The 13,932-nt window shown below is 39.7% G+C and carries 13 protein-coding genes, 3 pseudogenes and 2 riboswitches; of the genes and pseudogenes, 6 read left to right on the top strand and 10 right to left on the bottom strand.

The window, feature by feature from the left end:
* Nucleotides 1–80: 80 nt before the first annotated feature.
* From M5V91_RS03840 to M5V91_RS03815, 6 genes and pseudogenes are all read right to left on the bottom strand, one after another.
* A pseudogene (locus tag M5V91_RS03840) lies at nt 81–1,429 on the bottom strand (TrkH family potassium uptake protein).
* Between the two features lie 64 nt (nt 1,430–1,493).
* The gene (locus tag M5V91_RS03835; protein ID WP_026041776.1) at nt 1,494–2,150 is read right to left on the bottom strand and encodes a potassium channel family protein; all 657 of its coding nucleotides are present in this window, start codon (nt 2,148–2,150) and stop codon (nt 1,494–1,496) included.
* 78 nt (nt 2,151–2,228) lie between these two features.
* Nucleotides 2,229–2,379, bottom strand: a riboswitch (cyclic di-AMP (ydaO/yuaA leader).
* Nucleotides 2,380–2,490: 111 nt separating this feature from the next.
* Nucleotides 2,491–3,654: an endonuclease gene (locus M5V91_RS03830; protein WP_251174947.1), complete on the bottom strand. Its 1,164-nt coding sequence runs from the start codon at nt 3,652–3,654 to the stop codon at nt 2,491–2,493.
* Between the two features lie 153 nt (nt 3,655–3,807).
* Nucleotides 3,808–4,343 (bottom strand): annotated as a pseudogene (locus M5V91_RS03825) (DinB family protein).
* Nucleotides 4,344–4,407: 64 nt separating this feature from the next.
* Nucleotides 4,408–5,427: a serine hydrolase domain-containing protein gene (locus M5V91_RS03820; RefSeq protein WP_009333660.1), complete on the bottom strand. Its 1,020-nt coding sequence runs from the start codon at nt 5,425–5,427 to the stop codon at nt 4,408–4,410.
* Nucleotides 5,428–5,562: 135 nt separating this feature from the next.
* Entirely contained in the window at nt 5,563–6,012 is a 450-nt protein-coding gene (locus tag M5V91_RS03815; protein WP_009333659.1) for a GNAT family N-acetyltransferase, read from the bottom strand.
* Nucleotides 6,013–6,127: 115 nt separating this feature from the next.
* On the opposite strand from M5V91_RS03815, the gene M5V91_RS03810 reads away from it, so the two are divergent.
* The 6 genes and pseudogenes from M5V91_RS03810 (at nt 6,128) to M5V91_RS03780 (ending at nt 11,551) form a co-directional block, all read left to right on the top strand.
* Nucleotides 6,128–6,514 carry a hypothetical protein gene (locus M5V91_RS03810; protein WP_251156138.1) on the top strand — a complete coding sequence of 129 codons (387 nt, stop codon included), beginning with the start codon at nt 6,128–6,130 and terminating at the stop codon, nt 6,512–6,514.
* Between the two features lie 385 nt (nt 6,515–6,899).
* Nucleotides 6,900–7,085: a hypothetical protein gene (locus tag M5V91_RS03800; RefSeq protein WP_009333656.1), complete on the top strand. Its 186-nt coding sequence runs from the start codon at nt 6,900–6,902 to the stop codon at nt 7,083–7,085.
* 134 nt (nt 7,086–7,219) lie between these two features.
* Nucleotides 7,220–7,365, top strand: a riboswitch (cyclic di-AMP (ydaO/yuaA leader).
* Nucleotides 7,366–7,517: 152 nt separating this feature from the next.
* Nucleotides 7,518–8,739 (top strand): annotated as a pseudogene (locus M5V91_RS03795) (dicarboxylate/amino acid:cation symporter).
* 177 nt (nt 8,740–8,916) lie between these two features.
* A complete protein-coding gene (locus tag M5V91_RS03790; RefSeq protein WP_284521725.1) occupies nt 8,917–9,123 on the top strand; it encodes a MerR family transcriptional regulator in 207 nt (68 codons plus the stop codon).
* 297 nt (nt 9,124–9,420) lie between these two features.
* The gene (locus M5V91_RS03785; protein ID WP_009333653.1) at nt 9,421–10,731 is read left to right on the top strand and encodes a hemolysin family protein; all 1,311 of its coding nucleotides are present in this window, start codon (nt 9,421–9,423) and stop codon (nt 10,729–10,731) included.
* 214 nt (nt 10,732–10,945) lie between these two features.
* Nucleotides 10,946–11,551 (top strand): DedA family protein, encoded by a 606-nt coding sequence (locus M5V91_RS03780; protein WP_009333652.1) that lies wholly within the window; start codon nt 10,946–10,948, stop codon nt 11,549–11,551.
* Nucleotides 11,552–11,600: 49 nt separating this feature from the next.
* On the opposite strand, the gene M5V91_RS03775 is transcribed toward M5V91_RS03780, so the two are convergent.
* The 4 genes from M5V91_RS03775 to M5V91_RS03760 all read right to left on the bottom strand — a co-directional run bounded on the left by M5V91_RS03775 (nt 11,601) and on the right by M5V91_RS03760 (nt 13,922).
* A complete protein-coding gene (locus tag M5V91_RS03775) occupies nt 11,601–12,416 on the bottom strand; it encodes a lipid II flippase Amj family protein (protein ID WP_034296771.1) in 816 nt (271 codons plus the stop codon).
* A 45-nt stretch (nt 12,417–12,461) separates the two neighbouring features.
* Nucleotides 12,462–12,647 carry a hypothetical protein gene (locus tag M5V91_RS03770; protein ID WP_009333650.1) on the bottom strand — a complete coding sequence of 62 codons (186 nt, stop codon included), beginning with the start codon at nt 12,645–12,647 and terminating at the stop codon, nt 12,462–12,464.
* A gap of 39 nt (nt 12,648–12,686) precedes the next feature.
* A complete protein-coding gene (locus M5V91_RS03765) occupies nt 12,687–13,229 on the bottom strand; it encodes a DUF1572 family protein (RefSeq protein ID WP_009333649.1) in 543 nt (180 codons plus the stop codon).
* 483 nt (nt 13,230–13,712) lie between these two features.
* Entirely contained in the window at nt 13,713–13,922 is a 210-nt protein-coding gene (locus M5V91_RS03760; protein WP_251174948.1) for a hypothetical protein, read from the bottom strand.
* Nucleotides 13,923–13,932: the final 10 nt, after the last annotated feature.

The following is a 13,932-nucleotide window of genomic DNA, read 5'->3' as shown; positions in this document are numbered from 1 at the left end:
AATCCCCTATCCTATTTATGGTGGAAAATTTTATTGAAACTAAATTATTCTGTCCTATACACCAGATAACTTTCCTTCACTTATCCAATCATGATTTTCTCTTCTGCAAATTTATATTTGGCCTTTCCTTTTCTTCGGGCAAGTGCAAAAGCGATTGTGATTGGCCCTACTCTTCCTGCAAACATCATAAATGCAATTACCCCTTTTCCTGTTGCACTTAATTCAGGTGTGAGCCCCATCGACATGCCTACCGTGCCAAAAGCGGATATCACCTCGAATAAAAGGACGTTCAATGGAGCATTTTCTGTTATGGATAAAATAAATAAGATAAAGAAGATGAATCCTATTGAATAGACGGTTATTGTAAAAGCTCTGACAATAAGATCCTTTGGAATTCGCCTTCCCATCAGGCTCACTTCATCTTCTTCCTTTATCAGCGCTCTGACTGCAAGAAAAATCAAGACAAAGGTAGTGACTTTAATGCCGCCGGCGGTACCTCCTGATCCCCCTCCAATGAACATGAGCAGCATTGTTACCAGCTGCGAACCTAAAGTTAATTCGCCAGTATTCAAAGAATTAAATCCAGCCGTTCTCGGGACCACACCATGAAAAAAAGCCCCCAATAGTTTATCTTTTAAAGGCAAATTGGCAAGTGTCCCAGGATTATCATATTCAAGCGCAAAGATAAATACTGTTCCGAGAATGTTAAGGATCAGCGTCATCAGGAGGACCAATTTTGTATGCAAAGAGAGCTTTTTCAAACTCTTGTTTCTTTTTACATCAAGTACAACGATATAGCCGATACCTCCGATTATTAACAGGAAGCTGAGTGTCATGATGACAGTAAAATCACCGGCATATTCAGTAACGCTCCTGAATTGGCCCATTATATCGAATCCGGCATTATTAAAGGCAGAAACCGAATGGAAAATGCCATAATACAATGAGCGGGGAAGCCAAAATCGGACGACCAGCGAATAGCCAATATCAATGCACCGATCATTTCAGCGATTAATGTAAAGCCGACAACGAATTTAACCAGCCTGACCATCCCTTCAATCGAAAGCTGATTTAAAGATTCCTGGATCATCAGCCTTCCTTTCAAACCAATGTTCTTTCCAAGCATGATAGCTATGAGAACCCCAAATGTCATAAATCCAAGGCCGCCAATCTGTATGAGGACCATCAGTACAATCTGGCCAAAAACAGTAAATGTGGTTTGGGTATCCACTACCACGAGACCCGTTACACATACAGCAGAAGTCGCCTCAAAAAGTGCATCGATAAACGATAAATGATGTCTGTCTTTCGTAGCAAAAGGCAGCATCAGCAGCAGTGTGCCTACACCAATTAAGATTAAGAAACCGACCGAAAGCATTTGTGCCGGATTCATTTTTATCCAGTTATAGGAACGTCCCATTCTCCTCATTCTTTTATGCTCCTTATACATATAGGGCTAACCCCTTGTATTGGTATTTTTTTATCGGCAAGGCTTATACTCCATGCCTCTCAAATCTGCCAATCCCTTTATTGTGTCCCATTACAATCAGGACGTCGCCCTTTAAAATAACCTCTTCAGCTGACGGAGTAACGATTATTTCCTTCCCGCGCTGAATCCCCACAATATTACAGCCATACTTAGCCCTAATATTCAATTCAGAAAGGGATTTTCCGGCAATTTTATCTGTAGCCACAATCTCAACCATACTGTAATCTTCAGACAGCTCAATATAATCAATCATTTTTTCCGAAACAATATGGTGGGCAATCCGCTTAGCCATATCCCGCTCCGGGTGGATAACACGATCAACGCCAATTTTTTCGAGCACCCTGGCATGATACTCATTATGTGCCTTTGCCCACACCTTTGGAATCCCCATTTCTTTTAATAACAAGGATGTCAATATACTGGACTCAATGTTTTCACCAAATGAAACAAATGCATGATCGATATTTTTTATCCCTGATTGCTTTATGGCAGCTTCATCAATGCCATTGATTTGAACTGCATATGTCACAAACTGTGCGTATTGATTTACTTTCTCCTGGTCTACATCAATTGCGAGCACTTCCACTCCCAATTCATGAAATTCCTTTACGAGACTTCCGCCAAAGCGGCCTAAACCAAATACTGCATACTGTTTTTTCATTGAAGAAATTCCCTTCTTTTTGAAAATGAACACAAAAAAACCACTCTTAAAAAAAGAATGGCCAATGGTTTCCATCAACCCTTCCCTCGATTCGGCTTACGGAGTTAGCTGTCGGATTAGGGATTGAGAGTATCCCTTCTTAGCCTTAATATGCTAAGATTCACCCCAAGATAAACCAGGTTTATCAAAATTGGTTCCCCCGCTCATAATGATTCAGCAAAAAGGTTACTATGAAATTAATAAATATAAATTACTCCCATGGAAATCTCTTGTCAATCTTTTTTTCAAAGTAAGTAAAATAAAAAGCACTTCCCAGTAACGGAAAGTGCTTTCCTGAAGATTATTCCCAAATTGCTGATGCCCACTCGGGATGATCTATAAATGGATTGCGGTTATGCTGGTAATCAGAATAGATGATTTCGTTTCTTCTCCGCTCGTTATCGTCTACCGGATCTTCCTTATGCCACTTAAGCAGGACAGACATTTTGCCATGATAAGGAGCAGAGCCATTATTGACCTGATTGTTTAGCTCCAGATCCACTTCTCCGCTGTCTCCTTCATAACGGACAGCCATATAAAAAAGCATCCTCGCAACATCGCCTTTTACTGTATCCCTGGGTTCCCAGGAATCTGAATCATAGTAGTTTCCCAGTGCCTCTGAATGCTGGGTGCCCCCATCGTCAAAGTCAAGATTCCCTCTCGAGCTATTTACTGAAGCATCTGTTGGCCGCAAATGATGCAAGTCTGTTCCCGGACCCATAGCTGTTCCAAAGTCCCCGTGAGATTTAGCCCAAACATGCTCCCTGTTCCAATCATTGACGCCAGAACCATTGGTGAATTTCCCCTGAGAGCGGCCAGTATACAAAAGAATGACGTTATTGGGATTGGCAGGATCTTCATCTGTCTCGCGCAGTGCTTCCCATACATTCGAATAGGAAATTTCCGTGTGATCATCAATGATAGTGTGGAGGGCTGTTTTTAAAGCCTCCCCTGTTTTTCCGTTTGCAGCATCATAATATCCTCCTGGTTCAGGGCCGGGAATGACTGTTCCATCACCAGCTTGTTCGAAGGCCGTCCCATCTTTTAGCCCGGGATGAGAGAAATAGGCGGTAAGTGTTCCGGTTACCTTAATTCTTTCTCCAATCAAAGATGGATTGGATTTTAAGCCGAAAGCAGAGCGAAACGTGGAAGGAATTTGAACATAAAGCATCTTAGCTGTGCTGGTCTCTGATGGACTATCCGCCAGGGCCAAAGCATAGTCATTTGGAAACTGGTTTGAAATAACCGTATTTGCCGCAGTCGGCTGTCCAACCACATAGCCTTGAACAGTTTTGGATGAGTTGTTTTGAGTATTGATTCCCTGTGATACGGAATAAGGTGATGTCCAGGAGCCATCCCCTGCAGCTGCCCTAGTTATAGAATTTTGAATGGGCTGCATCACGATCAGAATGACAGTAACCAGAATAAAAGTTAACAGCAGGCCTTTTTTCTTACGATTCAGCATTCATTCGCCTCCATATTTTTTGAATGGACTTAAATAATCAGAAAAGTCACAATCCCATACAAGTATAAATGAACACCTTCGGCCATATCATGAGGTTTTGGTCCCAAAAGTTTACTTTTCACACAGAATTTACAAACTTAACTATGATGCAATTTATTTAAAGTGCTTACTTTTTAAAATGCCCAGATACTCAATCCAAGGACCAACATCAGTTCTGTATCTATTTGCCAATACTCGAGAAATCTGTGAAATATGCGTAAGGTCATGCACAGCCCAAGTGGAAATCAATTCCCTGACTCTGACTGGTCCAAATGCTGGATGAAGCCCTGTCTTTTCGAAATGAATTTCCAGATCAGTTATACCCCTAAGCATGGCCAAATTTTTCATTCTAAGGGTCTTAAAGACTTCAAGCTTTTCTTCAAGTGATAGACTCTCTGACACATTTAAATGAGCAAAGCGGTCAAATGGGGGAAGGGCTTGCTTTCCCCTTCCTGCAGAATAAATTTTAGCCGTGGAATCCAATTTTTCTCCTCGCCATCAATCAAATGATCAACCACTTCGGCAGCATTCCACGTGCCTTCCCCTTCATTGCCATTAAGCCATTCCGAAGATAGACCGCTTAGTAATGCATCCAGCGTATGGGGTGTACGTTCAAGAATCTCAATAGCTTCTCTTAAATTAAAATTCATATAACCGCTCCTTTATAAACAGACCCGATCAGATACAAAAAATAAGCACCTGTACTTAGCTCATCTAAAAGTCCTTTTCAATTTCTTTCATTACAGTAAATGGCCCATATGATTTATTTGATGGCACCACAAGGGTTATCCCGCTTTCAGGGTAATAGGCAGAATGAAAGCTGACTCCCGGGTCATAGCCCATGAGGTGATATTTGAAGATGGCTTCGTTTTTCTTTTTGATCCATAATCCGTAGCCGTAATACTCATTCTCATCTGCTTTGGCATGCGGGGACATCAGCTTTTCAGTATACTCCCCGCTCATGAGCTTATCATTACACAATGCTTCCCAAAATAAGATCATATCCTGAGCAGTAACATAGGCTCCTCCGTCAGAACCGCCTCTGATGGGCAATGAATAAATATTGGTTCTCCATGTCCCATCTTCTTCATTATCTATATAACCAATTGCTGTATTTTCAGGAAGATTGTCAAATCGGAAAAAGCCTGAATCCTTCATTCCACATGGTTCAAAAATTTGGGAATGAATATAATCCTGGAAACTCAGTCCTGTCTTCTTCTCTATAATTAAACCCAAAAGTATATATCCGGCATTATTATAATGAAATTTCTCCCCGGGCTTAAACATCATCTTTTTATTCTGGAACATAGGAAGAAAATCTCTCAGATGATTTAATAGATACATTGGCCTTTCTTTCCACAGCTCCTCAAAATCATCCATAATTGACTCATCAAAATAGTCGGGCACTCCGGATGTATGGGTTAACAGGTGATGAATGGTAATTGTCTCATCAAATAAGGGAAAAACATCCTTCAATACATCATTAAGTCTTGTTTCGAATGATATGAATCCATTCTCGGCCAATTGACAAATGCCAACCGCCGTAAAAATCTTACACCCGGAGGCGATGCCAAACCTGGTACCTGGATTATTTTGGGTTTTGTTTGCTCGATCAGCATCCCCCTCTGCTAATTGAAGGATCAATTCCTCCTTTTCTTTAACAAGTACGACACCGGAAAAACCAACATTTTTAATTACAGACCTTAACCTTTTATCATAATCCCTAAATAACATGAGTATTCCCCTTTAAGTAATATTCCATTGACCTAAAGCAATGCGGGACAGTAATAGCAGACTCTATAAAAACATATAACGGATTTAAAGAGGATGATTCCTCCAAATGAAAGAGTCGCTTAATCTTTTAGTATTTTATAAATATTTTTCAAAAGCAGTAATAGTCAGTGATTCATTTATTTCCATTTTCTTCAGCTCTTTAAAACCATTCTTTAAATAAAAAGTGACAGCAGGGGTATTCTTAGAGCCTGTTGTGACAATCATTTTTTCATTCATCGGCCTCAGTTCAATGAAGTTCAGCAGCTTTTGTGCAATTCCCTTTCTAAAATGTTCAGGATGCACAATCAGTCTATGAATATCTAAAACATTATTTTCCTCTTTAAAAGAAATCACACCGCATAATTTTTCACCTATAAAATACCCCAGGAAGGTTTCTCCGGTTATTCGCAAGTCATCAGCCGTATCCTTCAAAGGCGGTAAATCAGGACATCCAATGATTTCAGCCTCAATTTTATACGCAGGAAGCTGGACACTTAGAACTTGCACAGCAGCTTTTCGATCTTTAATATCAATTTCCCTAATCATTATGGTCCCTCTTTTTATATTAGTTTTAAGATAAACTTCTCTATCAAGGATAAATTCCCTCTTTTTTGGACGAATGAAGACCTTCCAATTTAAAATTTAACTAGGGGTGAATAGGATGAATTTAAAATATGAAGTGATAACAGAAGAGAAAATCAGACTTTGCCGGGATTTATGCAATAAGCTGATGGCTTTTCAGAAATCTAAGGCACATATAACACCTGAGCGTTTTGACAGCATGAATTTTGAAACTAGAATGATTCCATCCGTAAAATCAGCTTTACATAATTATTTAGAGATCGTTAAGGACGATGAAGAAATCGCGGGCTATGTCTATTCCAATGTTTCTCCTAAGGAAGCCAGCTCCAATGATTTCGCCACTTTTTTTGATCTGACTTCAGTCGGGAAAAGCCATGTTGGCTGCTTATCTCAATTCTTTATAAAAAATGCTACAGACCATATGGAATTGGATCAGTTCTTTCTAACATGTCGATGGAATGGTTAAGCCAATTCAAAGATGTGGAAGATTATTTTATCTATGTATCAAATAGGAATACAGAGGCTCTTGAATTTTATACTCGCAAAGGGTTTACTGTTAGTCATGAGATTCTCGACGGCTTTATTACAGTTTCCCGCGCAAATAAGAAAGGCCATTCCCCTGGAACAGACAACAGGAAAAAACTTTCCCAGTAATCAATAAGCTGCCGGACCAATTGGATAAATGCAGAAGCGACAATAATTCAGCGGATATCTTACCTGAATTTTTTCAGGCATATTTTCATCAGCAATATCCCCAAAGCCAATATACTCATAATCCAAAAAAATAATGGTGGACATTGTCATAAATCTTGTTATAATTCTAAAAGAAATTACTTTGAAAAGGGTGCTTTATGGGAAATACATGCAGATATGTTGTAAGTGCCACTGGGAAAAACGGCGAGACTTATTATACGCAATGCAAGGACAAAGAAGAGTTAAAAGAGTGGCTGGCCGAACATGAAGACAAGCTGAATAAGAAGGAATTGAAAGTGAAAGACAAAAAAAGACATCCTCTTTTAAGCTGGCTTAACTTCTAATCTTATTGCTAAAAAACCAAATTGACCTTTCCTATTAAATTACTATTTGAATTATAGTAACCTTAGTAAACCTAGATAAGAAAATCGTATGATTTACAACTTTTATGATTATTGTTAATATATTAAAAAAACATTAATAATTTTCGCTTAATCTTAATTGAGCGGGGGAACCAACTGTACTTTTTTAACAAAAGTACCTGGGGTGAATCCTTTTACAGGTAGGGTACTCTCAAGACCCGAACCCGACAGCTAACCTCGTAAGCGTGTTGAGAGGGAACACTGCATAAATGCACAGTGGTTATTACCTCTGTGTTTTTTTGTTGCCTTTTTTAGTTAGGTTTATGTTTTTTGGGGGTATTATAGGAAAGGCAAAATATTTTTTGTGCGCGATTTACATTTTTTTACATCATTTATTTCATTGGAGGAACGTGTATGAAATTATCTACTAAAATTATTCTTGCTTTGATCGCGGGGGAATCACAGGGCTGTTGATTAATTTATTTGCACCTGGCATTTTCCCCGAGCTTGACAAGTTTTTGTTTACTCCGCTGGGAAAAATCTTTTTAAATCTCATCAATATGCTGGTTGTTCCGATCGTCTTCTTTTCCATCACCCTTGGAACAGCAGGCCTCGGTGATCCTAAGAAGTTGGGAAGAATTGGGATTAAGACAATCTCCTACTTCCTGGTTACCACCAGCATTGCAATCGTCATAGGTCTTGCTTTGGCAGCTGTTTTCCAGCCAGGAAACGTTGGTGAATTTGACGTAACAAACGTGGAGTACGAATCGAAGGAAGCTCCTCCTGTCTCAGAGACACTATTAAATATTATTCCAACCAATCCGGTAAAAGCCTTCACGGAAGGCAATATGCTTCAGATTATCACTTTTTCTATTTTTGTCGGATTTGCATTAACCATGCTCGGCAATAAAACAAAAGGTATATTAAACCTTATTGAACAAGGCAATGACATGATGATGTACCTTGTTAACCTGGTTATGAGGTTCGCTCCTTATGGAACGTTTGGACTTATCGTTTCTGCTGTAGGAAGTCAGGGTCTAAGTGCCATTAAAGCTATGGGACTTTATATGATCGTAGTTCTTCTTGCGTTATTTATACATGCGATTTTAACCTATGGAGGTTCTATTGCTTTACTTGCAAAGAAAAACCCGCTATGGTTCTTTAAAGGCTTTGCGCCGGCCATGGGGGTTGCTTTCAGTACATCAAGCAGTAATGCGACTCTGCCGATTTCCATGAATACGGCCCAAAAAATCTGAAAGTTCCTGAATCAATCAGCAGCTTTGTTCAGCCTCTCGGTGCAACCATCAACATGGATGGAACAGCCATCATGCAGGGAGTTGCAACTATTTTCATTGCCCAGGTATATAATGTTGATTTAACATTGACACAGCTAATCACGGTTGTCCTTACTGCCGTTCTTGCCAGCGTTGGTACAGCTGGTGTGCCTGGTGTCGGTTTGATTATGCTAGCGATGGTTCTTAACTCTGTCAATCTTCCTGTTGAAGGTATCGCATTAATCATTGGGATTGACCGTCTGCTTGATATGACGCGAACAGCAGTTAATATTACAGGTGATGCTGCCTGTGCAGTAATTGTAGCGGAAACGGAAGCAAAGAAAGAGGCCGTTAAAGCCTGAATGCAAAATAGCACCGGTTATCCGGTGTTATTTTTTTGTGGAAATCTCTTCCTCCCTGCTTGTTTCATTATTCAAATTCATTGATTTTCTATTATTTTTTAGTATAATTAGATTCATAACCATCACGTAACAGTTTGGAGGAATCCTCATGGGGCTGAGAAGTTAAGAATAGGAGAATTGGCTGAAAAAGCAAAGGTTACTAAGAGAACGATTGATTACTATACTTCACTCGGACTGCTAAAAGCAGAACGTTCCCCTTCAAATTATCGCTATTATGATTATTCCGCCATCGAACGTATTGCTTTTATCGAAAAATGTAAAGCGGATGGTTTGTCGCTGGAGGAAATAAAGAAAAAGTTATCGGCCGATTTTCTGAAGAGGTAGATGTTCTTGAACTAAGGCTCAAAATTCAGGATCTGGAGGAAGATGTGACAAAAGCACTTTCACAGCTTAAAAAATCTGATCCCGAAAAATACGAATATGTCAAAAAGAATATTTCACATGAAAGCTTATCATTAATTCAAACATTGCTTTTATTGCTCAACTGATATCCTGTCCCAAAACGTTTTTTGGGTTTTTGGAGCATTATGGATATCTATTTGGGCACAATTTAAGTAGTGAACTTTATAAGGATTATAACCATTTTAGGAGGTGTATGTCTTACTTTAGTAAGACTGCTCGTTGACAACCATAAATTTATTACTGATTGCACTATTAATAGCATTAACCGCATTCTTCGTAGCAACTGAGTTTGCGATTGTAAAAGTACGTGTTTCCCGAATTGATCAACTGATTGCTGAGGGCAATAAAAGGGCTATTTCAGCTAAGAGAGTCGTCACTCACCTTGATGAGTATTTATCAGCCTGTCAATTGGGAATAACCATTACCGCATTAGGGCTGGGCTGGCTTGGTGAGCCTACTGTCGAAAAGTTATTGCACCCGGTATTTGAAAGATTTGAGATTGCCGAATCGCTTACCCATATTTTATCCTTCGGCATAGCCTTTGCTTTAGTCACCTTCCTGCATGTGGTTGTAGGTGAGCTTGCACCAAAAACCGTTGCCATTCAAAAAGCTGAGGCTGTTACAATGGCGTTCGCAGCGCCGATTATTTGGTTCTACCGTTTGATGTTCCCTTTCATTTGGTTCTTAAACGGATCTGCTCGGGTACTGGTTGGCATATTTGGTTTAAAACCGGCTTCTGAGCATGAGATCGCCCATTCCGAAGAAGAACTGCGAATTCTTTTATCCGAGAGTTATAAAAGCGGTGAGATCAATAAAAATGAGTTAAAGTACGTGAACAATATCTTTGAATTTGATGAAAGAATTGCAAAAGAAATCATGGTTCCGCGTACTGAAATGATTACGATTGCTTCTGATGACACAATAGAAGATATTATGCAAACAATCCAGAGAGAGAATTACACACGATATCCAGTGGAAGATGGGGATAAGGACAATATCCGAGGGTTTATTAATGTAAAAGAATTTCTGACGGCCAGTCTTACAAACAGGATCACCCCGGAGAATCTTGAGCTTGACTCGTTTATTAACCCGGTTATCCATGTAATTGAAAGCATTCCGATTCATGACCTGCTAGTCAAAATGCAAAAAGAACGCATCCATATTGCCATTTTAATGGATGAATATGGCGGAACTTCCGGATTGGTGACTGTCGAAGACATTCTTGAAGAAATTGTCGGAGAAATCCGTGATGAATTTGATGAAGATGAGGTTCCTGAAATTAGAAAGCTTAACGATAACCACTATATTCTGGATTCCAAGCTTCTTATAGACGATGTCAATAATCTGCTTGGCACAGATTTTGAGCATGAAGACGTTGATACAATCGGCGGCTGGTTCCTGACACAGCATATGGAAGCAGAGATAGGAACAGAGATTGAAGCAGATGGATTTACATTTAAAGTCCACGAAAAAGATGGGCACCAGCTGCATTATCTGGAAGTTTTTAAAAGCAAGCCCCAATTAAGCTAGGAAAAACGGCGGCTCCGGTTACGGCAGCTGCCGTTTCTTTTTTGCCTGTCTATATAAATACTTGATTGTTTTCCTATTACCCGTTAGACTGACTTATGTACGTTTTATATCTTTTAATTTCGTGAATTGTCCAGCGCAAGCAGCCTGCCCCCTCGAGGTGTCGGGGTGGGCAAGGCGCTTGCGCTTTTCTTATTAATCAACAGGATGTGTGGCTATGTCAGAAATTATTATCAGCTTTATTGATTTCTTAAAACAGTTTTCTTACTTTGGTATTTTGCTTTCATTATGCTTTGAATTTATCCCGGCAGAAGTGGTTCTTCCTTTGGCGGGCTTTTGGGTCTTCCAGGGAGACTTTAATTATTATTTAGTCGTATTAGCAGGTACAGTGGGAGGAACGATTGGACCGCTGACTTTATATGCATTGGGCAGATATGGCGGCCGTCCAATGGTTTTAAAATACGGAAAATATTTCTTGGTTTCTCAAAAACAGATTGATGCTTCGGACAAGTTTTTTGAAAAATATGGCGCAGGGGTAGCTTTCTTCGCCCGATTTATGCCAGTTGTCCGTACTGCGATTTCCATTCCATGCGGGATGGCCAAAATGAATGTGTGGAAGTTCTCTATCTATACATTCCTCGCAATGCTGCCGATTACCGCATTCTATGTTTATTTAGGATATAAACTGGGCCCTCACTACAAAGAAGCAGAGGAAATTTTTAATAGCTATGCCCTGCCTCTAGCCCTGATCATCATTGCAGCAGTCATTATAGTGTTCACTTACAAATATGTAAACAAGCGCAAAAAAAGCCAAAGTATATAAATTTAAATGGAAACGGCACTGGATGGACAGTGCCGTTTCTATTTATGTTTTATACAAAAAACTTTGAAGCCCAGGCTATGTAATATGCACCGGGTATAAACATGATTTGTGCAAGGACTGTTCCAATCAATCTGGAGGTAACCATCATAATCGAAATTCCTTTTAAATTCGAATACTTGGCCTTCCCGTGCACCACATTATCTGACATAACAGAAATTTTCGGGTCCACAAAAATGGATAGAAGAATCGTTGCCACACCGTTTATGAGTCCGGATGCCATTACAGCAGTATTTGAGCTAGCCGTTGTAAGCAGGGAAGCATATAAGGCTGCCAGTACTCCAATTGTATATATGGCTGTTACAAACATATTGAATAAAAATAGCCGTTTTGGAATTTCACTAAGTTTAAGCCCATTTAAATAGGAGATTCTCGGAATTTTAAAATGTTTAACCATTCTCTTTGCCGATTTCCAATTAAACCCGATTTTCAGTAATGAAGGAACCGACCCTTCCTCATCGGCAAGACGGATAATCGCTCTTGAGAAAATGGCTATGAATGTTGGGAGCAATAGAATTCCAATTATGGTTCCTATTGTGGATGCCCCTATTAACACCCTGAATTGGCTTTCCACATAAACGAGAAAGTTTTGTTCAGGCGCTGTATCAATAATACTGCCAAGCAAAGGCTGCTGCCCCATGTTTGCCATTCGTGAAACAATGACAATGGTACTGAACAAAGAAAGCCCTGATGCTATCAGCTTGACCCTGGCACCCGATAATCGGACTGCATAAGCCAGTGTTTCAATACTATGTATAAGGATAATAAATAAAGAAGTAAACACGATTTTCCCCGTCATAAGATCCAAAAAGAACACTTCTTTCGATTTTTCCTTATTATACCATTAGGCTAATTATGTTTGAAGCGTGATGAAAAAGAATCCCCTTTTGCCTTTCTTCAGCTCTTCCCAGCCTATCACCAGCATTAACATGCCTAAAAGAAAAGAACTAAATGGAATCCAATCAAAGCTTTGGGTGATTAACATATAAAGGGAAATTAAAATGTTGCCTGCCGCCAGCGATATTCTTAGTTTACTCAATGATTTCCCTCCTCAATTGCAAATAATGCACTGCCTATCCTATTTTCCGGCATCGTGCTTGTCGAGCATTTCCTTAAGAAATTCATCGGATTTCCCTCTCGGAATACTGAGACTTTCCCACTCTTCGTTTTTTAATAGCTTGCCGATATAAACAATCTGTCCAACATGGTAAGAATAATGGGCCATCTGCCTTTCTATTGCATCCATAACTAGATGGCTCTCGCCTCGAATAGTGATATTTTTAAGCAGATCCTCCTCTTTTAAACTATCTAAAGCGGAAAACAGTACTTTCCACCCTTTTTCCCAAATCAATAATAGTTCATCCTTTGTGGCTGTGGCTGTTGAAAACTCCTCATCCCTGTTTCGATAAGGCTTTTCTCCATCTGATGTCAAAAAATTGGTCCACCGTGAAACCATATTGCCGCTCATATGCCTGATAATTACCGCTGTACTATTGGACTCTTCATTGCAAGCCCAATTCAATTCCTCATTGGAAAGCCGCTGAATGGTTATATCCGCTAATTCCTTCACTGCCTGGAATCTTTTCTTTACGATCATTAGATAATTTGCACCTATACTCATAATATGGCCTCCTTTTTAACTTCAGTAAGATTGGGACTCATTAGGACCTATACCTGTGAAATCGTTTTTTGAAGAGACGCAGGATTAACTACCATTTCCTTCTACCCTTGTCTTTTTCGTCATTATTCTTCTTGATTAACTACATTTTCCTTCGACACTCGGATTTTCGCCGTTATTCTTCTTATTACCTCCCATTTTCCTTCGGCCCTCGTCGTTTTGGGCATTATTCATCTCGACTAACTACCATTTTCCTTCTACCCCTGTCTTTTTCGTCGTTATTATTCTTAATTAACCCCCATTTTCCTCCGACCTTCGTCTTTTTCGTCGTTATTCCTCTCGATTAACTACCATTTTCCTCCGACCTTCGTCTTTTTCGTCGTTATTCTTCTCGATTAACTACCATTTTCCTTCAACACTCGTCTTTTTCGTCGTTATTCTTCTCGATTAACTCCCATTTTCCTTCGACCTTCGTCTTTTTCGTCGTTATTCTTCTCGATTAACTACCATTTTCCTTCGACACTCGTCTTTTTCGTCGTTATTCTTCTCGATTAACTCCCATTTTCCTTCGACCTTCGTCTTTTTCGTCGTTATTAGTTCTTGAATCATGTATTCCGCCATTCCCATGGAATCGTTACCAGGCGGCTGAATATTGAAAACCTCCTTTATCATGACAGAAAGCAAGAGGGACGCCACTAAAACATCA

Origin of the sequence: Cytobacillus pseudoceanisediminis (assembly GCF_023516215.1) — a bacterium.
Lineage (GTDB): Bacteria > Bacillota > Bacilli > Bacillales > Cytobacillaceae > Cytobacillus > Cytobacillus pseudoceanisediminis.
The sequence above is the reverse complement of the archived record's forward strand: the minus strand, read 5'-3'. Positions and strand labels throughout refer to the sequence as shown.

Coding starts and splice junctions, on each gene's coding strand:
- M5V91_RS03835 (WP_026041776.1), bottom strand. CDS start 2,150: ATGAAAAAACAGTATGCAGTATTTGGTTTAGGCCGCTTTGGCGGAAGT.
- M5V91_RS03830 (WP_251174947.1), bottom strand. CDS start 3,654: ATGCTGAATCGTAAGAAAAAAGGCCTGCTGTTAACTTTTATTCTGGTT.
- M5V91_RS03820 (WP_009333660.1), bottom strand. CDS start 5,427: ATGTTATTTAGGGATTATGATAAAAGGTTAAGGTCTGTAATTAAAAAT.
- M5V91_RS03815 (WP_009333659.1), bottom strand. CDS start 6,012: ATGATTAGGGAAATTGATATTAAAGATCGAAAAGCTGCTGTGCAAGTT.
- M5V91_RS03810 (WP_251156138.1), top strand. CDS start 6,128: ATGAATTTAAAATATGAAGTGATAACAGAAGAGAAAATCAGACTTTGC.
- M5V91_RS03800 (WP_009333656.1), top strand. CDS start 6,900: ATGGGAAATACATGCAGATATGTTGTAAGTGCCACTGGGAAAAACGGC.
- M5V91_RS03780 (WP_009333652.1), top strand. CDS start 10,946: ATGTCAGAAATTATTATCAGCTTTATTGATTTCTTAAAACAGTTTTCT.
- M5V91_RS03765 (WP_009333649.1), bottom strand. CDS start 13,229: ATGAGTATAGGTGCAAATTATCTAATGATCGTAAAGAAAAGATTCCAG.